The organism is Pseudomonas sp. (genome assembly GCF_035497915.1).
Taxonomy (GTDB): Bacteria; Pseudomonadota; Gammaproteobacteria; order Pseudomonadales; family Pseudomonadaceae; genus Serpens.
On the sequence record NZ_DATJCS010000035.1, the window covers coordinates 1 to 20,862 of the forward strand.

Here is a 20,862-nt window from a genome sequence, read left to right on the forward strand (position 1 = left end):
ATCGCTACCAGCGTGTTCAGCCTGGCCAAGGGCATCAGCTACCTGATGGACCACCACCCCGTTCCGCTCTGGTCGTTCTTTTTCGGGCTGGTGATGGTGTCGGTCTGGCTGGTGGGGCGCGAAGTGTCTCTCTGGCGCTGGGACCGCATGCTGGGGCTGGTCGCCGGCACCGCCTTCGCCATCTGGATCACCCTGGCCGCGCCGCTGCAGCTGACGGCCGATCCCGTGACCCTGTTCTTCGCCGGTGCGCTGGCCATCTGCGCGATGATCCTGCCGGGTATCTCGGGCAGTTTCATTCTGGTGCTGCTGGGGCTCTACCCAGCGGTGCTCGGTGCGCTCAAGAGCTTCGACCTGCCGGTGCTGGCAGTCTTCGCGCTGGGTTGCCTGCTGGGACTGATGAGCTTTTCCCGGTTGCTCAGCTGGCTGCTCGCGCACTTTCGCGATCTGACCCTGGCTTTTCTGTCCGGCATCATCCTGGGCTCGCTCGGCAAGGTCTGGCCCTGGAAGCAGACGCTGAGCTGGCAGACCAACAGCCGTGGCGAATCCTACCCGTTGCTGCAGGAAAACCTGCTGCCGGACCGCTACGCTGCCATCATCGGCCAGGATCCCCAACTGCTGCTCGCCCTGTCGCTGGCCCTGCTGGCCATCGTGCTGGTGCTGGGCATCGAATGGCTGGGCCGGCGTTCCGCCGCTGTCCGCCCCGGCCTGGCGGACTGATGAAGCGCAGGAGGGCCGCTTGAATCGAGCGAAGCCGGGCCACCTCGGACTGCTGATCGGCGGCGCCGTGCTGGTTGCCGGACTGCTCGGCGGCTGCGCCTCCCCTCCGCCGGGTGGGGTGCAGGTGATCGATCGCAACCAGAGCGCCTACATGCGTGAACCCTTGCGGCGCGGCCGCTACCTGGTGCGCCCCGGCGATACGCTCTACTCGATCGCCTTCCGCTTCGGCTGGGACTGGAAGACGCTGGCCGCCCACAACAATATCGGCGCGCCCTATCTGTTGCGCCCCGGCGATTACCTGCGTTTCGACGGCCCCCTCAAGAGTGGGGCTTCCCGACAGACGGTCAGCGCCGCGCCGCGACCCAGGGCCCCCGTCCCGCCGCCCGTCAAGGCGCCGCCGCCGGCCAGCACGCCGCCGGCTACCAAACCCAGTGCGGCTGCGGTCGCCCGACCCGTTACGCCGGCGCCGCCGGCCAGGGCTGCGGTAAATCGTTCCGCAGCCGCCTGGACGTGGCCCGCAGCGGGAACTATGGTTGGGCGCTTTGCTCCAAACGGTAGTTTGAATAAAGGAATTGATATAGCGGGGGAATTAGGACAGCCTGTTTTGGCCGCATCAGATGGCATGGTGGTGTACGCCGGGAGTGGTTTGCGGGGCTACGGCGAGCTGTTGATCATCAAGCATGACGATGTGTATGTAAGCGCCTACGGGCACAACCGTAGGCTGTTGGTGCGGGAGGGACAGCAGGTCAAAGCCGGGCAGACCATTGCAGAAATGGGCTCGACGGGTACTGACCGGGTGAAGCTCCACTTCGAGATTCGCCGTCAGGGTAAACCTGTCGATCCATTGCAATATTTACCGCGGCGTTGATCCGCAGCCCATCCCGCGAGCGGATGGGCTCTGGTGTACTAGGGAAAGTGCATCTGAGCTGTTGTCGAACTCAGTAAGGGACAATAACAATGGCACTCAAAAAAGAAGCGCCTGAGTTTGATGTCGACGACGAAGTGCTCCTCCTGGAGCCGGCCCTTGTTCTCGATGAAGTCGAGGAGAACGAGAAGTCCTTCGTCAGCGCCAGGATCAAACCGGCGACATCTTCAGCCAGGCAGCACAAGCACATCGACTATAGTCGGGCACTCGATGCCACACAGCTTTATCTCAACGAAATCGGTTTCTCGCCTCTTCTGACTCCCGAGGAGGAGGTCCATTTCGCGCGACTTGCGCAGCGCGGCGATCCCGCCGGACGCAAGCGCATGATCGAAAGCAACCTGCGTCTGGTGGTGAAGATCGCCCGACGCTACGTCAATCGGGGTCTGTCGCTGCTCGATCTGATCGAGGAGGGGAATCTGGGGCTGATCCGGGCGGTGGAGAAGTTCGACCCGGAACGCGGTTTCCGCTTCTCGACCTATGCGACCTGGTGGATTCGCCAGACCATCGAGCGGGCCATCATGAACCAGACCCGCACGATCCGGCTGCCGATCCACGTGGTCAAGGAGCTCAACGTCTACCTGCGGGCCGCCCGCGAGCTGACGCAGAAACTCGACCACGAGCCCTCCGCCGAAGACATCGCCAATCTGCTCGAACGGCCGGTCTCCGAGGTCAAGCGCATGCTGGGCCTCAACGAACGGGTGACCTCGGTGGATGTTTCCCTCGGGCCGGACTCCGACAAGACGCTGCTCGATACCCTCACCGATGATCGCCCCTCCGACCCCTGCGAGCTGCTTCAGGACGATGACCTGTCCCAGAGCATCGATGCCTGGCTGTCGGACCTGACCGAGAAGCAGCGGGAAGTGGTGATCCGCCGCTTCGGCCTGCGCGGCCATGAAAGCAGCACGCTCGAAGAGGTGGGTCAGGAAATCGGCCTGACCCGCGAGCGGGTGCGGCAGATCCAGGTGGAGGCGCTCAAGCGCCTGCGGGAAATCCTCGAGAAGAACGGCCTGTCGGGTGACGCGCTGTTCCAGTAAGGGCTGACGAAGTGAAACGGGGCGCTCTAGGGCGCCCCGTTTCGTTTGTGCGCTCCAGACTCAGCGCTCGGCGAGGCGTTCGCCGAAGTCCTGGTAGCCCCCGGCGTTGATCACCTGGCGGTAGCCCATCTCCAGCAGGCGCTCCTGGGCGATGGAGGAACGCCGCCCACTGCGGCAGTACAGCACGATGGGCGTGTCCTTGTCGGGCGCCACGGCCGCGATGCCCTCGGCAATCCGGAAATGCGGAATGTGCTGCGCCCCCGGCAGCGCGCCGGCGGCGAACTCCTGGCTGGTGCGTACGTCGATCAGCACTGCGTTCGGCTTGGCCATGGCGACCACGGCGGCGGAATGGTCGATGGGCCCGGCCAGCACCGGGCCGCCCGCGAGCAGGGCGATGGCAAGAAACAGTGAGCGCATGGAAACCTCCTTCGGCTGAGCGCGCTGCCAGCTTACTCCGGCGGCGTGATAGGATCGCGCGGTTTTTTCGCGGGTGTCGTCATGCTGGCCGAACTGTTCGCCATTCTGGCTCCGGTGCTGATCACGGCGGGAATCGGCTATGGCTGGGCCCGCAGTGGCCAGGAATTTCCCTCCACCTTCATCGCCCAGCTCACCCTGCGCATCGGCACGCCCGCGCTGGTGCTGTCCGCACTCAGCCGCACGCGCATCGAGCCGGACGCCTTCCTGGAAATGGTGCTGGCCTGCGTGCTGGTGACCGTGCTGATGGGCCTTGCCGGCTGGTCGATCAGCCGCCTGCTGCGCAAGGACTGGCGCATCCTGGTGCCGGCCTTTCTGTTCTCCAACACCGGCAACCTCGGGCTGCCGATCTGTCTCTATGCCTTCGGTGAACCCGGGCTGGCGCTGGCGGTGGCCTTCTTCATCGTGCTCAGCGTCAGCCAGTTCAGCCTGGGCGAACTGCTCGCCGGTGAGCGTTCGCTGAAGAAGGCGCTGCTCAATCCCACCCTGCTCAGCGTTGCGCTGGCCCTGCCGGTGGTGTTTCTCGAGCTGCAGCTGCCGCGCTGGCTGCAGAACAGCCTGAACCTGCTGGGTGGCATGGCCATTCCGCTGATGCTGCTGACCCTGGGCGTATCGCTGGCCACCATCCGCGTGCGCCACCTGGCCCAAGGCCTGCTGCTGGGTGGCCTGCGAGTAGGCTGTGGTGCGCTGCTGGCCTGGCTGGTCGGCACCGGCCTGGGCGTGCCGGCCCTGACCCTCGGGGTGCTGATCCTGCAGGCGGCCATGCCGGTGGGGGTGTTCAACTACCTGTTCGCGCTGCGCGCCAACCGCTCGCCAGAGGAGGTGGCCAGCCTGGTGCTTTGCTCCACCCTGCTGGCGCTGCTGCTCCTGCCGTTGCTGCTGGCCTGGCTGCTGCCGACCCTGCGCCTCAGCTGAGCAGGCCCGGCAGGTTGGGCAGGACCAGCACCAGGGTGATAGCGATCAGGATGAATCCGGCATCGCGCAGTTTCTTCGACGGCTTGCGCATGATCGTGGCCTCGATTCTTGTTGTTGGGGCACATTCGCTTCGACTCGCGGGGCTTCGGCGGGGTTCTACCCGCCCGCCGGTACTCCTCTCGGGCGGCGCGAAAGGCTTGTTCCAGACGGTTCGCCACAGCGCGCCGTTTATCTGAGCGCTGTCGTCAACGCGGCTGAGCGCATTGGTCATTGCCCGTCGGCCGGCCCCGGCTAAGGTAGGACGAGCGCCGCATCGCCGGCACCGACTACAACAAGAGAGAACCCCCATGACCGATGCCTGGATTTTCGATGCCGTGCGCACGCCGCGCGGCAAGGGCAAGCCGGACGGCGCGCTGTACAGCGTCAAGCCGGTGGACCTGGCCGCCGGACTGCTGCGCAGCCTGCAGGCGCGCAATGACCTGGACACCGCCGAGGTGGACGACGTGCTGCTTGGCTGCGTGACACCGGTGGGCGACCAGGGCGCCGATATCGCCAAGACCGCCGCGCTGGTGGCGGGCTGGGACGAGCGGGTCGCCGGTGTGCAGCTCAACCGCTTCTGCGCCTCGGGCCTGGAGGCGGTCAACCTGGCCGCCATGAAGGTGCGCTCCGGCTTCGAGGACCTGGTGGTGGCCGGTGGCGTGGAATCCATGTCGCGGGTGCCGATGGGCTCCGACGGCGGCGCCTGGGCGCTGGACCCGGCCACCAACCTCACGTGCCAGTTCGTGCCCCAGGGCATCGGCGCCGACCTGATCGCTACCCTGGAAGGCTTCAGGCGCGAGGATGTCGATGCCTTCGCATTGCGCTCCCAGCAGAAGGCCACCCAGGCGCGCCGTGACAGGCTGTTCGCCCGCACCCTGGTGCCAGTCACCGACCAGAACGGCCTGGTGCTGCTCGATCATGACGAGTTCATCCGCCCCGACACCAGCCTGGAAGGGCTGGGCAAGCTCAAGCCCAGCTTCGAGATGATGGGGCAGATGGGCTTCGATGCCACCGCGCTGCGCAAGTACAGCCAGGTGGAGCGCATCAACCACGTGCACACGCCGGGTAACAGCTCGGGCATCGTCGACGGCGCCGCGCTGATGCTGGTCGGCAGCGAGGCCAAGGGCCGCCAGCTGGGTCTGACGCCGCGAGGTCGCATCATCGCCACGGCGGTCACCGGCAGCGATCCCACCATCATGCTCACCGGCCCGGCGCCGGCCACCCGCAAGGCGTTGGCCAAGGCCGGGCTGTCCATCGACGACATCGACCTGTTCGAGGTCAACGAAGCCTTCGCCTCCGTGGTGCTCAGGTTCATGAAGGAACTGCGCGTGCCCGAGGAGAAGGTCAACGTCAACGGCGGCGCCATCGCCATGGGCCATCCGCTGGGCGCCACCGGCTGCATGATTCTCGCCACCCTGCTCGACGAACTGGAGCGCCGCCAGCTGCGCTACGGCCTGGCCACGCTCTGCGTGGGCGGCGGCATGGGCATCGCCACCATCATCGAACGGGTCTGAGCAGGGAGAACGCCATGAGCCAAGCCATTCGCTACGAAACCGGCGCCGACGGCATCGTCCTGCTGACCCTGGACATGCCCGGGCAGAGCGCCAACACCATGAACGCCGCCTACCGCGCGGCCATGGACGAGACACTGGAACGCCTGGAGGCCGAACGCGAGCAGATTGCCGGCGTCATCCTCACCTCGGCGAAGAAGACCTTCTTCGCCGGCGGCGACCTGAACGAGCTGGTTGCCGTCACCCGCGCCGATGCCGAACCCTTCTTCGCCATGGTGCAGCGCCTCAAGCAGCAGCTGCGCCGCCTGGAAACGCTCGGTAAGCCGGTGGTCGCCGCCATCAACGGTGCCGCCCTGGGCGGCGGCTGGGAAATCTGCCTGGCCTGTCATCACCGTATTGCGCTCGATGAGCCGGGCATGCAGCTCGGCCTGCCGGAAGTCACCTTGGGCCTGTTGCCCGGTGGCGGCGGCATCGTGCGCACCGTGCGCCTGCTGGGCATCGAGAAGGCCCTGCCGTTCCTGCTGGAGGGCAAGAAGCTGCGCCCCCGCGAGGCGCTGAAGGCCGGCCTGCTGCATGAAGTGGTGGGCAGCCGCGAGGCGCTGCTGGCCCAGGCCCGTGCCTGGGTTCTGGCCAATCCGCAGGCCGTGCAGCCCTGGGACGCCAAGGGCTACAAGCTGCCCGGCGGCACGCCCAGCCACCCGGGCGTGGCGCAGATGCTGGCGATTGCGCCGAGCATGCTGCTGGATAAAACCAAAGGCTGCTTCCCGGCACCGGAGAAGATCCTCTGCGCCGCCGTGGAAGGTGCCCAGGTCGATTTCGCCACCGCCGAGCGGATCGAAACCCGCTATTTCACCGAGCTGGCCACCGGGCAGGTGGCCAAGAACATGATCGGCACCTTCTGGTTCCAGCTCAACGAGATCAACGCCGGCCGCTCCCGGCCCTCCGTGCCCGAGCGCCATCGGGTCGCCAGGGTCGGCGTGCTGGGCGCCGGCATGATGGGCGCCGGGATCGCCTACGTGAGCGCGGCCGCCGGCATCGAGGTGGTGCTCAAGGACGTGTCCGTCGAGGCGGCGGAGAAGGGCAAGGCCTATTCCGCCGCTCTGCTGGACAAGAAACTGAGTCGTGGCCACCTGACGGCGGCCGAGCGGGAGGTCTTCCTGGCCCGCATTCATACCACCGACCGCGAAGCGGACTTCGCCGGCTGCGACCTGATCATCGAAGCCGTGTTCGAAAACCGCGAGCTGAAGGGCCGGGTGACCGCCGCCGCCGAAGCCGCTGCGCTGCCCGACGCGGTGATCGCCTCGAACACCTCGACCCTGCCGATCACCGGGCTGGCCCGGGCGGTGCGGCAGCCACAGCGGTTCGTCGGCCTGCACTTCTTCAGTCCCGTGGACAAGATGCCGCTGGTGGAAATCATCCGCGGCGCGCAGACCAGCGACGAGACCCTGGCGCGCGCCTTCGACTTCGTCCAGCAGATCCGCAAGACGCCAATCGTGGTCAACGACAGTCGGGGCTTCTTCACCTCGCGGGTGTTCGGCACCTACACCAACGAAGGCATCGCCATGCTCGGCGAAGGCGTGAGTGCGGCGATGATCGAGAACCAGGCGCGCCAGGCCGGCATGCCGGTGGGGCCGCTGGCGGTCTCGGACGAAGTGTCGCTGAGCCTGATGGCGCACATCCGCGCGCAGACCCAGGCCGACCTGGCCGAGGAGGGCAAGCCCACGCCGGTGCATCCGGCCTTCGCGGTGATCGAGCGGATGCTGGAAACCCACCAGCGACCCGGCAAGGCCGCCGGCGGTGGCTTCTACGACTATCCCGCCGGTGGCAGGAAGCAGCTGTGGCCCGGCCTCAAGTCGGCATTCACGGAAGCCGCCGAGCAGCCGCAGGCGCAGGAAATTCGCGACCGTCTGCTGTTCATCCAGGCCATCGAGACGGTGCGTTGCCTGGAGGAGGGCGTGCTGACCTCGGTCGCCGATGCCAATATCGGCTCGGTGTTCGGCATCGGCTTCGCCGCCTGGAGCGGCGGTGCGCTGCAGTTCATCAACCAGTACGGCGTGGCGCGCTTCGTGGCGCGTGCCCGCGAGCTGGCCGAGCGCCACGGCGAGCGTTTCGCGCCGCCGTCCCTGCTGCTGGACAAGGCCGCGACGGGCGGTCAGTTCTAGCCACCAGGCCCGTCGCCGGAAGCGGCGCCGGGCCTGTTCACCTACCCGGGGCATCTGGTAGAAAGACGGGGCATTACAGTCTTTGAGTAACCCCCATGCCCCTGCGTATCTGCATCCTCGAAACCGATCATCTGCGTCCCGAGCTGGTGGACGCCTATACCGGCTACGGCCACATGTTCAAGCAGCTGTTCGCCGACCAGCCGATCGCCGCCGAGTTCGAGACCTTCAACGTGGTGGATGGCCAGTACCCGCCCGAGGATCGGCACTACGACGCCTACCTGGTCACCGGCAGCAAGGCCGACTCCTTCGGCAGCGATCCCTGGATCCAGACCCTCAAGGACTACCTGCTCAAGCGTTACGAGAAGGGCGACAAGCTGCTGGGCATCTGCTTCGGCCACCAACTCCTGGCGCTGCTGCTGGGCGGCAATACCGAGCGTGCGCAGCAGGGCTGGGGTGTCGGTCTGCACCAGTACCGCCTGGAGAATCGCGAACCCTGGATGCAGCCGGCGCTGGACGATCTTTCCCTGCTGATCAGCCATCGCGATCAGGTCACCCGCCTGCCGGAGAACGCTACCATTCTGGCCTCCAGCGAGTTCTGCCCGGTCGCCGCCTTCCGCATCGACGACCGCGTGCTCTGCTTCCAGGGTCACCCGGAGTTCGTCGTCGATTATTCGAAGGCGCTGCTCGACGCCCGCCAGGACATGCTTGGTGAGGCCCTGTATACCCAGGCACTGGGCAGCCTGCAGGACCTCCACCACGGCAAGGCGGTGGGCGAGTGGATGCTACGCTTCGTGGCCCAGGGCCGGGATTCGCAGCCGGCCTGAGTGAGTGGCTCAGCGGCCGAGCGGCGCAGGGGCGGCGTCCGCCGCTTCGCTGCTCAGTTCATCGATCACGGCGGCCATCTGCGCGCGGCAGCGTTCCATCAGGGCCGGCATGTCATCCAGGGTCATGCCGGCGGTGGGAATGGCCGGCAGCGCGCGTATCTTCACGTGCACGCTTTCCAGTTGGTTCAGATCCAGCGCCTTGGCGTAGCGGCTGACGCACACCGGGACGATGAGCGCGCCGGCGGCAATCGCCATCTGGAACGCGCCTTTCTTGAGGGGCAGCAGCTGCGGCCCGGGATTGCGGGTGCCTTCGGGGAATACCCAGATGGACACCTGCCGGTCGCGCAGGGCCTCGGTGGTGGTCAGCATGGCCTGCTTGGCGCGGATGGCATTGCCGCGGTCGAGCAGCACGTTGCCGGCCAGCCAGTACAGCTGGCCGAACAGCGGAATCCACTTCAGGCTCTTCTTGCCCAGGCTCACGGTGCGTGGCGGCACCACGCCGCCCAGCACGAACAGATCGTAGTTGGACTGGTGGTTGGCGACGATCACACAGGCCTGGGCGGGCTTGTGCAGTTCCTCGATGTCCGTTTCCACCCGGATGCCCAGGAAGCGCTGGCTGGGCAGTGCGAACAGCCGCGCGCAGCGCCGCGTGTTCTCAGGGTTGAAGGGATGCAGAAGACACAGGAACAGACCAGTCAGGCTGGCCAGGGCGGAGTAGGCGCACAGCAGGAACAGGCGCAGAGCAGACAGCATGGACAGGCTCTTGGCGATTCGGGGCGGCTCAGTGTACGGATGTCCATTGAGCCCGGCAAATCGTGCGAAAGGCTAAGGGAAGGGGCCGTCGGCCGGCCCCTGCTGGGTCAGAAGCCGTACTGCTTGTCCAGCTCGATGGCCTTGTCGAGGGTTTCCAGCAGCTCCTTGCGCACCTTCAGCTTGGTCTGGCGGTGGGCCTTCATGTTGATCTTCAGCAGTTGGGACGCCACTTCGCGTGCGCTGGCCATCAGCGCTTCCGGCTCGACCAGGCGATCCAGGAAGCCCGCGTCCAGCGCGCCTTGCGGATCGAACATCTCGCCGTTGATCACCGAGCGCTGGAAGGCCGCCTTGCTCAGACGGTCGCGGGACAGCTCGATGCCCACGTGGTGCATGGTCATGCCGATCTGCACTTCGTTGAGCCCGATATTGAACGGCCCCTTCACGCCGATGCGGTAGTCCGAGGACAGCAGCAGGAAGGCGCCCTTGGCCACCGCATGGCCGGGGCAGGCGGCGATGATCGGGTAGGGGTGGGCCAGCATGCGGCGCGCCAGGGTTGAGCCGGAGGCGACCAGATCCAGGGCGTTCTGCGGGCTGGAGGTCATGACCTTGAGGTCGTAACCGCCGGACAGAATGCCCGGCTGCCCGGTGAAGATGACCACCGCGCGATCCTGCTCGGCGCGATCCAGCGCGGCATTGAAGGCGGCAATCATGTCCGGCGAGATCGCGTTCACCTTGCCGTTGTTCAGCGTGAGGGTGGCGATGCCGTCGGCGAATTCGTAGGAGATCAGCTCACTCATGGCGGGTTCCTTGTTGGCAGTGGCGCTGACGTTAACCAGCCGCGGCGGTCAGGTAAAGCACGATGACCGACTGATGGGTCATGCGCGACGCCGTTCCGCCCGTCGCGGCAGACCCTGTTCGGGAGCAGACGCCTAAGCGCATGAAAAAAATGAAGAAAATGAAAAATAAAATTTGCTTTTGGAAAAACACTCGACTAGATTAGCGGGCCTCGACGGGGTGCAAGCCTCGAACGAGATCCGGTGAGGTGTCCGAGCGGTTGAAGGAGCACGCCTGGAAAGTGTGTATACGGGAAACCGTATCGTGGGTTCGAATCCCACCCTCACCGCCACTTTCAAGCACGAAAGCCCCGTTCTACGGGGCTTTCGCGTTTTTGGCGTTTGTTTGTTCCCACACTTGTTCCCACACTCTGGCGTCGCGTGGGCGTCATCTGCCCTGCAAGCCTGGGCTGTCTTGGGTGCACTGGTTTTTGCCGGCTGAGCCGGTTTCCACCAAATCTTTAATGTTCCGTTCGTCCGTTCGGGCCCCATGTCGTGCAGGGCTGCAGTCCGGCTCTTCAACCGCCATCACGCTGAATGCTGCCGTGGCTGGGTGTGTTGCTTGCGTACCAGGCGATTGCAGCACGACCAGATGGGTTGAGCTGCTGGCGCATCAGCATGGGAGTGCAAGTAAGCTAGGAGCTACAGCTGAGAAGGAAGACACATGGATCTTAAGGATTGGGCGGTACGCGCCCCGAAAACGAAGCTGGAACGCATGGAAGCGTACTTTGGCGGCTTCGGATTCGAGCCCCATAGGCACGATACCTACGCTGTCGGTCGCACACTTGCCGGCGTGCACAGCTTTCGCTATCGCGACGGCATGAAGCACAGCCTTCCCGGCGGGACCATCGTCATCCATCCGGATGAGCTGCATGATGGCGAAGCCGGAAGCGCCGAAGGGTTCCACTACCGAATCCTTTATATCGAACCCGCTCTGCTTCAGCAGACGCTAGGCGGTACTACTTTACCCTTCGTCCCGGACGGCATTTCGCGCGACCCGCGTCTGTTCGCTGCAACCCAAACGCTCATGCAGGGAATGGACTGCCAGATCGATCCGCTCGAGGAAGAAGATGCCATCTATGATCTAGCACAGGCCCTCGCCGCCGTTTCTGGCGTCCGCAAGCGACGCCGCACCCTCAACTACGTTGCGGCTGAGCGCGCGCGCCACTACATCCACTGTGCCCTGGACAGCAGCATCACGCTTGAAGAGCTAGAGCGAGCCAGCGGCCGGGACCGATGGAGTCTGTCCCGGGATTTCAGGGCGCTATACGGAACCAGCCCCTATCGATATCTGACGATGCGTCGGCTTGACCAGGTTAGATTGCAGCTCCTCTCGGGACAATCGCTGATCGATGCCGCGCTGAATACCGGCTTTGCAGACCAGAGCCATATGGCGCGGCATTTCAAAAAGGCCTATGGGATATCACCGGCTCGGTGGCTGCAGATGCTGCGCCGAAGCTGACCCGCAAAACTTGCACGATCGTTCAATACCTTCCAATCACCCCTCTCTAGACTCGTTTGCGCTGGGCTGGCCGAGGAGATTCGTCTCTTCGCATGCCACCGCATGTTCCGGCTGGCACGTCTGGCCGGGACATGCAGGCATTCACTGAGTGCCTAATCAGGGCAAACGACTGTCGGTGGGGCCGTGGGCGGCACCTGTGCAGTCGGTGGCGTGAAGCTGAGCCAGCGTCTGACGAGGTAAGTGAAGATAGCTGCGTCTGGCCTGATGCCGCCATTCATTGCCTGTCGCCAATGCAACTGCGGAGAGGTAACCAGTTGAATTCATTCGAATCCGAGTGCATCGCCCGAATACGCAGTTGGGTTGCCGCTGTGCTGCAAACCGGTACGCTGCATCGCACGCTTTGTCGCGTGGCCCCGACTGCGCTTGCGATCGTTCCGGTCAGCGCGCTGTTTGGCGCGCTTGCCGCACGTGCCGACTGGTCATGGCTCGAGATCCTGGCGGTGGGTGCGCTTGGCTTTTCCGGCAGCGGCCAATTCGCCTTGCTGCCACTTGCAGAGGCCGACGCCGGCTTCTTCACCATGCTGATGGTCACGGCATCGATCAATAGCCGCTATTTGCCGATCGCCTATGCTTCGGCGGGACGGCTACCCACATCGCTCACCCAGCGAGCCGTGGTCGCACACATGCTGGGTGACGAGGCCTACGCCACCGAGCATGACTCTGACAGCAAGCGCGCCGTCATGCTGATACGAGGGACGATATTCTGCGCCTGGGTTGGCGCAGGTCTGCTTGGCGCTGTGCTGGGGCAATTCATTCCGGCGGCCTGGGTCGGTGAGGGCGTCAATCTCGGCTTCCCCGCGAGCGTGGTGCTGATGCACCTGTCAGCCTTGCAGCTGCGCGCCCGGCTCTGGCAGGTGCCAGGAAGCAGTCGCACCCGGGGCCTTGCGGCGGCGGGGTTGTGTGCAGGGGTATCGCTCTTGCTGATCAGCCTCTTGGGCCCGCTTTATTTCTGGATACCGAGTGTGTTGGCGGCCACGGTGATTCTCGGAAGGACCGATATATGAATCAATCGGTGGCCATCGCAATCGGGGCATTATTCCTCACCAGTTGCCTGGTTCGGATCCTCCCGGCGTTCGTTTCGTTTCGGATGGCGCCCGGGAGTCGACGGTACGTCGAGCGGGTTCTACCAGCCGCTGTCTTCATCAACTTCGCCGTCTATATCGCTTATTCCGAGCTGGTGCGAGAGCCACTGGCGGCGGCGGTATCGCTGGCCGTAGTTGCAGCTGTCGCTTTCCTGAATGCGCTTGGGCTCATCAGCGCAGCCGCCTTGGGTACCGCCCTTTACTTTCTTCTGGCAAGTTGACCGACCGTCAGAGATCAAGGAGGGGCCGGAAATCCTTGATCAGGTATCCGAAGTGTTGATGCTGTAACAGGGCCGTCACGACGCTGAGAAACCGTCGGTGCGTACTGTGAGCGCTGCGCCCCGCTGAGGATATCGTCCGGCAGTGGACCCAGGCGTGCGCGGGCGGCCTGCGCCTCGGCATGGTTGGCCCGAAAGTCGTCGCGGCACAATCCCGATGGCTTGCAGCGCTGCGCCAGGTCGAACAGGCCGCGTAGCTGGTGGCCGCCACTGTCCAGAATGGTCGCCATCTCCCGCTGACCCATCAGCGCGGTGTGGTGGGCCAGCAGGGCGCGGCGAGCCAGCATGTCGTAGTCGGTCAGCAGGTAAACGCCGAGAAAGCCCAGCGGGCTGCCGATGTACAGCGGCAGGACGACCGGGTGCTGGTTGAGGTTGTCGCCCACGTCGACCTGTTCGGGCCTGTCCTGGTGGATGCGGTCCAGGTGCTGGATCAGCTCGCCTATGCGGGCCTTGGCGCGCGCCAGTTTCGCTTCCAGCTGGCACATGGCCCAGTCGGCATAGGGGTCGTCGGCGGCCGCTGCCTGCCTGAGCTGATTGGTGATCTGGATGTACCCGGCCATGCCGAGGATCGGCCGTGCCCCGAGGCGCGCCGTGCGGCCACGCCAGATCAGTGCCGCATGAAAGGTGTGCAGGGTCAGGCTGATGTTGCTGCGCAAGGCGCCCAGTTCGATCTGAAACGAGTCCACGGTGAGGTCCCCGCGTCGGCGTAGTTGGCCTGATGATGCGCAATGCCATTGGCCAATGCAGCCAGAAACCTGAATGTCGACCGCTCGGTTATTTCGCTTCCGGATCCGGCGGGTTATGCCAGTGGCATAACCGGCAGCGAGTCGGGCAACAGGGATTATTCCGCGGGCGGAACGGATCCGGTCTCGCGTCTGCATCGGCTGTGCTGACGCAGTTCATCCAGGCAGACCTGCACCTGCGCGGATACCGGGTCGCCAGGTTGGCGCTTGGGCTGCGCCGGGCGTTCGGGCGGTGGCGGTTGGCTGGGCGGTTTGGCTGGCAACGCGCTTTCGGGCGCTCCGGCGGCGGCCCACAGCTTGAACTCGCCATGCCGGGCGCGCTGGATCAGCGCGGTCAGGTAGGCCGCGGGCTCGCGGATACCACCGGCCCGGCAGCGGGCAGCGGCCTCGTCCAGCACCGCCTGACGCTGCGCCGGTGGGAGGCTGAGCAGGGCCTGGCTGACCTGCCGCCGTGCGTTGCGGGTGAGCTTCAGGGCGTTCAGTCCCTCGGGGCATAAGCCAAGCGCTGCATCCGCCTGCGCGCGCGGTACTGTACAGGTATTAATGCTTGTATCTGTACGTACTGTACTCGGCGAGTTCGGATTCCGAACTGGGTGGTAAGTCGTTGATTTCAGGCTTGATTCGGATTCCGAACCGGGCGCTGCGTGATTCCGAACCCGGGCGGGCGCGATTCCGAACCGGGCGAAATCCCCGGGTTCGGATTCGTGCGCTGGCATAACGGGGTGTGCTGTCGCGCGTTGATCGGCCCGGTGCGGCCGGCGCGCTCGTTGGGTGGTGATCTGCGAGGGGGCTACGGCGGGATCCTGCTTCAACTCATCAAGCACCCGCTCCGCCACCTGACGCACGGCCTTGGCCGCGTGCACCAGACTGTCCTCGATCAGTTGGGAATAGTGAGGGTCGATCGCCAGGGCCTGGGCCGGGCTCAGCGGTTCGTCGTGCAGCACGTAGAGCGCTTTCTGCCACTGGCCGGTGTGGGCATCGCGCCCCCGGGATACGAGGCTAAGCCAGCGTGTCAGACGCAGCAGGGACAGCACGCGTGCGACGGTTTCCCGCGAAGCGCGCGTGCCGCCGGGAACGCTGGACAGATAATTCCCCAGATCGGCGGAGTGCGGTGGTGCGGCCTCGGATTCGTGGCTCAGCAGACGAATGACCTGCCAGGCATTGCGCTCCAGAGGTGTCAGGCGCCGGTCGAGCAGCAGCGCGCGCGGCACGCGGTCCAGGCACGTGCCGCTGTAACGGAAAGGGCCGCGCCCGCCGTCCTGGGTCTCGATGGCGTCGCCCGGGGTGGATCGGCGCGGCTGGCCGGCGACCGGCAGGCGGGTGGCCTGCTGAATGATCCGCTTCCAGCGCGCCGTGCTCATCGGCGCTCGCCATGCAGAGCCACTTGCTGCCAGACGTGCGCCACGCTGATCCGCTGTTCTTCGGCCAGCAACAGCATGGCTTCAAACCGCTCGACGGGGTCCCGGCTGGGCTCCTTGGGACGCAACTGCAGCCATCGACGCCAGAGGGCGTGTTGCTGGGCCTCGCTGAGCTGCCGTGGGCGTCCCTTGCTCGCCGGGACGTTCAGTAGTCGTCTGCGCAGTGCGGTTTCCGAGTAGAGCAGGCCGAAACACTCGTACATGATCGCGCTGCTGGCGCCGAGGCGGATCGCTCGGTTGATCAGCAGCTCGAGCTGCTCGTCCCGTTCGCCTTGCACAATGATGCGCCGGAACGTCTGGAGATCGATGCGCACCTGCACCCAGGGCACCGGTGCGTGCGCCAGGCCCGCCAGGATGCCGTGGGGCAGGGTGCGCAGCAGCTCCAGGTCCCCCTCGCTCAGACCCAGTGCCTTGCAGCGCTCCCGGTTGCCGGCCCGCAGGTCATGCAGAATCTGCAGCAGCATGGCGTTGTTGAGACTGTGGAAGGAGAGACTCATCGGGTACTCCTTTCAGGTGGCAGGCGGGGATTCCAGGTCGATCAGGCGTCGGCTCAGGCGGATCAGGCGAAACAGCTGCACCAGCGGCGCATCCGGCAGGCGCGCCAGGCCGATGTCTTCGGCGGGCTGGTCAGGAAGCGGCAGCTGATAGCTGCCCAGCAGCACCTGTCCGAACAACGCGGCCGGCAGATGCTGTTGGTCTTGCCAAGCACCAGGATCATGCGCGCGCAGCAGGGCGCCCAGGAGCAAGTGCACCGACAGCGCCAGAGGCGTCTCGGCGGGGCTGGGCCGCCAGGCAAAACCCAGCCCGTAGTTGGTGGGGATGACCGCCTCGGGAATGCCGGCGGCCGTTGCCAGCGCGCCGGCCAGGCGGTGTATCTCCCTGCGCAGCGGCGCGGGACTGTCGAGTTCGGCGCTGATCGGCCACAGGGCCGGGTCGCGGTCGAGTCCGGTATCCGCCTCAGGAGCGCCGATCGGCTGACGTACCGGCTCGTTGCGGTCCGCTGGGGTGAGGGCCGGCGGGTCGCAGTCCGGTTGCAGATCGGCGGGATGCTCTGTGGCGGTGGTCAGCGGCGCCGGCTCGGTTGGGCAAGGGTCCGCCGGCTTCAGTTGCCGCAACAGATGCTCGCTCAGCGCCTCGATGGGCGGAATCCCCGCGGTGTCGAATGCCTGCAGGGCGCGTGTCCAGACGTGGCTGAAGTCTTCGCCGGCCTGCGGCTGTTGCGTCCAGAGCCCCTGCGCCTGTTTACGCAGGGCCAGCAGCCGCACGATCTGCGGCTTGCCCAGACCCGCCCGCAACGCCAAGGGCAGGCCTGGCAGCAGGTGCTCAAGGGTTTCCAGCAGGCGACTGATGTGCGATTGCGAGACGGGATAGCCGCCGGCGGACAAGCGTCTGGCCAGTTCCTGCTGGCTGAGCGCGGGACCCTCCTGTTCGTAGAGGGACTTGAGGCGGTCCACGGCGAAGGCGCGCTCGATGAAGCTGAGCTGGGCATGCAGGTCGTTCTCGGCGAGATGGCCGAGCAGCGCGCTGGATTCATCGGTCCATGGCTTGAACAGGCAGTCGAGGTAAAAGAAGCGCTCGTCGGCGGTTTCCTGCCAGAGCTCGTTGAGGATGGCCAGGCGGGTATTGCCGCCATTGCGAACGATGTAGTGGCGTTCCCCGGGGCGCCGGGTAATGGTCGGTGGCTGATCCAGTCCGCGTTCCCGGATTGAGGCTTTCAGCTGGTCGTGGAGCGGATTGCGCAGGGTGCGCGGGTTGTGTTCGTAGGGACGCAGTTGCTCCAGGCTGACGCGGATCGGCGTGTCGCTTAGCGGGTCGGTCAGCGTCAGGTCGCGTGGCGCCTCGCGTTGGGTCGACAGCAACTGCTGGGCAATGCAGTCCAGGGTGGTGTGGGTATGGCGAGGCGGCATCACTCCGGCCTCCAGCTGGAGGGCGCGGCCAGGGAGGCGAAGCGCGCCTGTTCGGCGAGGAACGCACAGTGCACCGTGCCGGTCGGACCGTTGCGGTGTTTGCCGATGATCAGCTCCGCCGTGCCGCGCGCTTCGCTGTCCGCGTGGTAGACCTCATCGCGATAGACGAACAGGATCAGGTCGGCGTCCTGCTCGATGGCGCCGGATTCGCGCAGGTCCGACAGCAGCGGGCGCTTGTTGCCGCGCTGCTCGAGAGCGCGGTTGAGTTGGGACAGAGCGATCACCGGGCAGTTGAGCTCCTTGGCCAGGGCCTTGAGCGTGCCGGTGATCTCGGTGACTTCCAGGTTGCGGTTTTCCCGTGGGGAGGAGCGCATCAGCTGTAGGTAATCGATCATCACCAGGGCCGGCATGCCGAAGCGCCGGCTGGCGCGCCGGGCGCGCGCCCGCAGGGCCGCGCAGCTCAGCGCGGGGGTGTCATCGATGATCAGCCGCTCGCCGAACTGGCTGAGCTTGCCCGCTGCCGCGCTCAGGCGCGGCCAGTCGTCATCCTGCAGCGTGCCCTTGAGCAGGCTGGACAGTGACAGCTGGCCGAGGATGGCCAGCAGGCGATAAACCAGGGCGCGCGCCGGCATTTCCAGGCTGTAGATCTGCACGCTGTGCTGGGGCCGGGCAAGCAGGGCGCTTTCCAGCAGGCTCAGCGCCAGGCTGGTTTTGCCCATCGACGGGCGCGCCGCGATGATGATCAGATCGGCCGGCTGGAAACCCGCCGTGTGCTCATCGAGGATCGTCAGTCCACTGGGTAAGCCGGTGGTGACGCTGCCCGCGTTGAAGTGGCGGTCGATTTCATCGATGACCGTTCCCAGGCACTGGCGCAGGTCGATGAACTCGTGCGTTTGCAGGTGCTGGCCAAGGCCGAACAGCCGCTGCTCGAAGCGCTCCTGCAGGTCCGTGGCGATCACCTCGGACTCGTTGGCTTCGCGATAGCAGGCGAAGCCGAACTGCATCAGGCGGCGCCGATGGGCGCGGTCGCGGACGATCTGCGCATAGGTGTGGAGGTTGGCCACCGAGGGGATGTTCTTCGCCAGTTCGCCCAGGTACGCCAAACCGCCCGCTTCCGGCTGGCTCTCCAGCCGCTCGGCCAGCGTCACGACATCGAAGGGTATGTTCTGGTTGGCCAGGGTTTCGATGGCGCGGAAGATCAGCCGGTGCTCTGCGCGAAAGAAGTCTTCGCCGCAGAGCAGGTCGGCAACCAGGTCCCAGGCCTGGTTATCCAGCAGCAGTCCGCCCAGGACAGCCTGTTCCGCTTCATCCGAGTAGGGCGGCATCACGGGAGTGAGGGTCATTGCCGGTCTCCCGCGTCCAGGGTCAGCTGGGCCAGCTGCTGGCGCCACTGCGGAAACAGTTCGATGGCCAGCGCCTGCAGTGAGCTCAGGCAGGATGGCGCCTTGCGACCGTGGGGCTGACGCGGTTCGAAACGGTGTGCCGGCAGCCCGAGCGTGGCGGCCTGCCGGTAGGCGACCAGGCCGGGAATGCTGGTATTGAGCAGCAGCAGGGGCGGTGTATGACTGAAGGAGCGACGCAGACCTGCGGTGATCAGGCGACCGTCGTTGCTGATGCCTTCCGTGCGATTGAGCAGCAGGGCCAGCGCGGGTGTGCGGATGCCCATCCGTTGCAGCGGCTGCAGGTCGGCCAGCAACTGCAGGGTGCCGCCATGCACTTCGCGGGCGGCCAGCATTTCCGGGAGCACCGGCGACAGCGCGCGGTCCGCGGCCAGCACGGCCATTTCCAGCACGACGCTGCGCGAACCCTGGGTATCGATCAGGACCAGGTCATAGGCGCTGGCCAGGCGGGGCAGCAGGTTGCGCAGGCGGACCCGGCCATCGGGCGCATGGAGCAGGAGCGTGGCCAGTTGGCCGGTCGGGTCATTGGAGCGGATCAGGTCCAGCCCGGCAATCTCGGTGCGTGACACGATCTGGCGCGGTTCCAGCTGGTGCTGGGCGATGAGCTCCAGCGTCCCGCACGGCGCTCGGCTGGTCAGGGAAAAGTAGCTGGACAGGGTCGGCTGGCTGTCCAGATCGATCAGTAAAACGCGCAATCCCGCATCGGCGAGCACTGCGCCCAGATTGGCGGTGACGGTGGTTTTGCCCACCCCGCCCTTGGTGGAGATGATCGAAAGCACGTACATGCGATCAGCTCCTGTCCAGGCGGGCGGCGATCCATTGCTCGATCTCCTGTGAGTCCCAGCCCACCGCCCGCAAGCCGATACGTCTGGCATGCGGGAACTTGTCGAGCTTCATCAGGTTGTAGATGTGCGCTCGCCGAAAGCCGGTTCGACGCATGACTTCATTGAGGCGAAGGATATGGCGCGTGGGGTGGACGGGGGGCTGCTGGGGGCTTTGCATGGTCACTCCTTGGCGCGTAATGGCGCGTGATGGGTGACCTGAAGAAAGACCGGCGCTGCGCAGTGGTAAACCGTATTGGCGGTAAGCCCTACCGTAATGGCGGTAAGGGGGTACCGCCGGCGCCGAGGCTTTGTCGAGCGGCGGCGAATTTGCGCTCCAGGGTTCGTTTCGTGATTCCCAGCCGCCCGGAGTGATGGGCGACCAGTGAGGTAATCACGGCCGCTTGCGTTTCGAACCGTGAATAGGGAACGCCCGATGGGGACTTGCCAAGTAACAGGTTGAGGAGGGAGCCAATGACATTTAGATTGGCTTTCTCGCTGCGTTCGCTGGGGGTGTCTGAAGCCACAGCGGCGATATCGATTCCCGGGGATTTATCGGCTTTCTGGGCATTGAACTGACACTCCGCACATTGCGACTCCATCTTTTTCACCAGCGAGTCATGTTCGGCCTTGATCACCTGGAAGGCGTCCAACGTAATGCCGCTGTGTATCTTTCTTTCAAAGGCATCAAAAAGAAAGCTGGGTTTCTGATCCGGATAATAATCGGACATCCAGCTCTTGAGGTCGGTATGCCGGACCGTCAGGGAGTGAGATTCGATGAAGGTCCCAGGGGTGACGGTGGTGCCCAGGCAGCCATAGCGCAGCTCGCCGTTATGGATGGCATCGAGGATTTTCTCGGTGTTGGCCTGCAGGCAAGGCCACCTGGAAAAGCAGCAGAATGGCTGAAACTCGGGAGACTGTGCGGCTTCGGTGAGTATGTGCTCCTCATGCGCGGACAGTTTGCACCAGCGCAGGGCGGCCTCAAGAGGCCGGTAGTAGGTTTTGGAGTCGGGATTGTATGGCATCAGGCGAATATCCTTTTCCACGCTGATAACTCCTGGAGACATTTTGTCCGGTTGATCGAATGGGTTCGGGGATAATTGGTTAGCAGATAGAATGAGAGTTAAAAGAAGCTGGCGGATGTTTCATCGTGAAACGTGAGCGATTTCGAAGTTTATGTGTTTAAAAAGCCAAGCGGTTGGTTGGTTTTTTGTTCATGTTTTTGTGTGATTTTATATTCTTGATATTTATCAATTAATAGCTTGCCGCTCGGCCTGGTACTTGGTCGGTAAGCTTTAAGGATGGTCTGAAGTAGCCCCGTATTTCTGGCCGACTACAGACCTCGCTGTTTTTTGAAGTGGTGCATCGATCAAAAAACGCTCAGATCGACGTCTTATGTAGGGTTTCTAGCCGCTACGCGTACCCCGTAGCGGCTATTCGCCGTGTTACAGGCGCACCTCTCCTGTGTTCGCAAGTAAATGCCGCCGCGCCATCCACAGATTCG

Annotated in this window: 21 protein-coding genes and 1 tRNA gene; 11 read left to right on the top strand and 11 right to left on the bottom strand. The window is 64.9% G+C overall.

Annotated features, from left to right (window positions below):
- The 3 genes from VL129_RS10130 to rpoS all read left to right on the top strand — a co-directional run.
- The coding region (locus VL129_RS10130) for a DUF368 domain-containing protein (RefSeq protein ID WP_325412685.1) at positions 1–717 on the top strand (717 nt) is incomplete at its 5' end.
- A gap of 19 nt (positions 718–736) precedes the next feature.
- Positions 737–1,585: a peptidoglycan DD-metalloendopeptidase family protein gene (locus VL129_RS10135; protein ID WP_325412687.1), complete on the top strand. Its 849-nt coding sequence runs from the start codon at positions 737–739 to the stop codon at positions 1,583–1,585.
- An 89-nt stretch (positions 1,586–1,674) separates the two neighbouring features.
- Positions 1,675–2,676 carry an RNA polymerase sigma factor RpoS gene (gene rpoS / locus VL129_RS10140; protein ID WP_325412689.1) on the top strand — a complete coding sequence of 334 codons (1,002 nt, stop codon included), beginning with the start codon at positions 1,675–1,677 and terminating at the stop codon, positions 2,674–2,676.
- A gap of 60 nt (positions 2,677–2,736) precedes the next feature.
- Here rpoS and VL129_RS10145 read toward each other — a convergent pair whose 3' ends face one another.
- Positions 2,737–3,093 (bottom strand): rhodanese-like domain-containing protein, encoded by a 357-nt coding sequence (locus tag VL129_RS10145; RefSeq protein WP_325412690.1) that lies wholly within the window; start codon positions 3,091–3,093, stop codon positions 2,737–2,739.
- 81 nt (positions 3,094–3,174) lie between these two features.
- On the opposite strand from VL129_RS10145, the gene VL129_RS10150 reads away from it, so the two are divergent.
- The 4 genes from VL129_RS10150 (at position 3,175) to VL129_RS10165 (ending at position 8,601) form a co-directional block, all read left to right on the top strand.
- Positions 3,175–4,065 carry an AEC family transporter gene (locus VL129_RS10150; RefSeq protein WP_325412692.1) on the top strand — a complete coding sequence of 297 codons (891 nt, stop codon included), beginning with the start codon at positions 3,175–3,177 and terminating at the stop codon, positions 4,063–4,065.
- 347 nt (positions 4,066–4,412) lie between these two features.
- The gene (locus tag VL129_RS10155; protein WP_325412694.1) at positions 4,413–5,618 is read left to right on the top strand and encodes an acetyl-CoA C-acetyltransferase; all 1,206 of its coding nucleotides are present in this window, start codon (positions 4,413–4,415) and stop codon (positions 5,616–5,618) included.
- Positions 5,619–5,632: 14 nt separating this feature from the next.
- Complete coding sequence (locus VL129_RS10160; RefSeq protein ID WP_325412696.1) at positions 5,633–7,777, top strand: 3-hydroxyacyl-CoA dehydrogenase NAD-binding domain-containing protein; 2,145 nt, start codon at positions 5,633–5,635, stop codon at positions 7,775–7,777.
- A 95-nt stretch (positions 7,778–7,872) separates the two neighbouring features.
- A complete protein-coding gene (locus VL129_RS10165; RefSeq protein ID WP_325412698.1) occupies positions 7,873–8,601 on the top strand; it encodes an amidotransferase in 729 nt (242 codons plus the stop codon).
- Positions 8,602–8,610: 9 nt separating this feature from the next.
- On the opposite strand, the gene VL129_RS10170 is transcribed toward VL129_RS10165, so the two are convergent.
- Complete coding sequence (locus VL129_RS10170) at positions 8,611–9,354, bottom strand: lysophospholipid acyltransferase family protein (protein WP_325412700.1); 744 nt, start codon at positions 9,352–9,354, stop codon at positions 8,611–8,613.
- 107 nt (positions 9,355–9,461) lie between these two features.
- The gene (locus VL129_RS10175) at positions 9,462–10,151 is read right to left on the bottom strand and encodes a crotonase/enoyl-CoA hydratase family protein (RefSeq protein ID WP_325412702.1); all 690 of its coding nucleotides are present in this window, start codon (positions 10,149–10,151) and stop codon (positions 9,462–9,464) included.
- Between the two features lie 239 nt (positions 10,152–10,390).
- Between VL129_RS10175 and VL129_RS10180 the strand changes: the two genes are divergently transcribed.
- The 4 genes from VL129_RS10180 (at position 10,391) to VL129_RS10195 (ending at position 13,012) form a co-directional block, all read left to right on the top strand.
- Positions 10,391–10,480: transfer RNA gene (locus VL129_RS10180), tRNA-Ser, on the top strand.
- A gap of 371 nt (positions 10,481–10,851) precedes the next feature.
- On the top strand, positions 10,852–11,649 hold the full coding sequence (locus tag VL129_RS10185) for an AraC family transcriptional regulator (RefSeq protein WP_325412704.1): 798 nt from the start codon (positions 10,852–10,854) through the stop codon (positions 11,647–11,649).
- A 314-nt stretch (positions 11,650–11,963) separates the two neighbouring features.
- Positions 11,964–12,713 (top strand): AzlC family ABC transporter permease, encoded by a 750-nt coding sequence (locus VL129_RS10190; protein ID WP_325412706.1) that lies wholly within the window; start codon positions 11,964–11,966, stop codon positions 12,711–12,713.
- Positions 12,710–13,012 carry a hypothetical protein gene (locus tag VL129_RS10195; RefSeq protein WP_325412708.1) on the top strand — a complete coding sequence of 101 codons (303 nt, stop codon included), beginning with the start codon at positions 12,710–12,712 and terminating at the stop codon, positions 13,010–13,012. The genes VL129_RS10190 and VL129_RS10195 overlap by 4 nt, the downstream gene beginning before the upstream one ends.
- Positions 13,013–13,026: 14 nt before the next feature.
- Here VL129_RS10195 and VL129_RS10200 read toward each other — a convergent pair whose 3' ends face one another.
- The 8 genes from VL129_RS10200 to VL129_RS10235 form a co-directional block, all read right to left on the bottom strand.
- A complete protein-coding gene (locus tag VL129_RS10200; protein WP_325412710.1) occupies positions 13,027–13,755 on the bottom strand; it encodes a PFL_4669 family integrating conjugative element protein in 729 nt (242 codons plus the stop codon).
- 155 nt (positions 13,756–13,910) lie between these two features.
- Positions 13,911–15,173, bottom strand: coding sequence for an STY4528 family pathogenicity island replication protein (locus VL129_RS10205; RefSeq protein ID WP_325412712.1), 1,263 nt, complete (start codon positions 15,171–15,173; stop codon positions 13,911–13,913).
- The gene (locus tag VL129_RS10210) at positions 15,170–15,727 is read right to left on the bottom strand and encodes a DUF2857 domain-containing protein (protein ID WP_325412714.1); all 558 of its coding nucleotides are present in this window, start codon (positions 15,725–15,727) and stop codon (positions 15,170–15,172) included. Before VL129_RS10210 ends, VL129_RS10205 begins: the two co-directional genes overlap by 4 nt.
- 12 nt (positions 15,728–15,739) lie before the next feature.
- Positions 15,740–17,137, bottom strand: coding sequence for a ParB family protein (locus VL129_RS10215; protein WP_325412715.1), 1,398 nt, complete (start codon positions 17,135–17,137; stop codon positions 15,740–15,742).
- Entirely contained in the window at positions 17,137–18,480 is a 1,344-nt protein-coding gene (gene dnaB, locus VL129_RS10220; protein WP_325412716.1) for a replicative DNA helicase, read from the bottom strand. The genes VL129_RS10215 and dnaB overlap by 1 nt, the downstream gene beginning before the upstream one ends.
- Positions 18,477–19,322 carry a ParA family protein gene (locus VL129_RS10225; protein ID WP_325412717.1) on the bottom strand — a complete coding sequence of 282 codons (846 nt, stop codon included), beginning with the start codon at positions 19,320–19,322 and terminating at the stop codon, positions 18,477–18,479. The genes dnaB and VL129_RS10225 overlap by 4 nt, the downstream gene beginning before the upstream one ends.
- 4 nt (positions 19,323–19,326) lie before the next feature.
- The gene (locus tag VL129_RS10230) at positions 19,327–19,539 is read right to left on the bottom strand and encodes an AlpA family phage regulatory protein (protein WP_325412718.1); all 213 of its coding nucleotides are present in this window, start codon (positions 19,537–19,539) and stop codon (positions 19,327–19,329) included.
- Between the two features lie 88 nt (positions 19,540–19,627).
- On the bottom strand, positions 19,628–20,404 hold the full coding sequence (locus VL129_RS10235; RefSeq protein ID WP_325412719.1) for a hypothetical protein: 777 nt from the start codon (positions 20,402–20,404) through the stop codon (positions 19,628–19,630).
- Positions 20,405–20,862 lie beyond the last annotated feature (458 nt).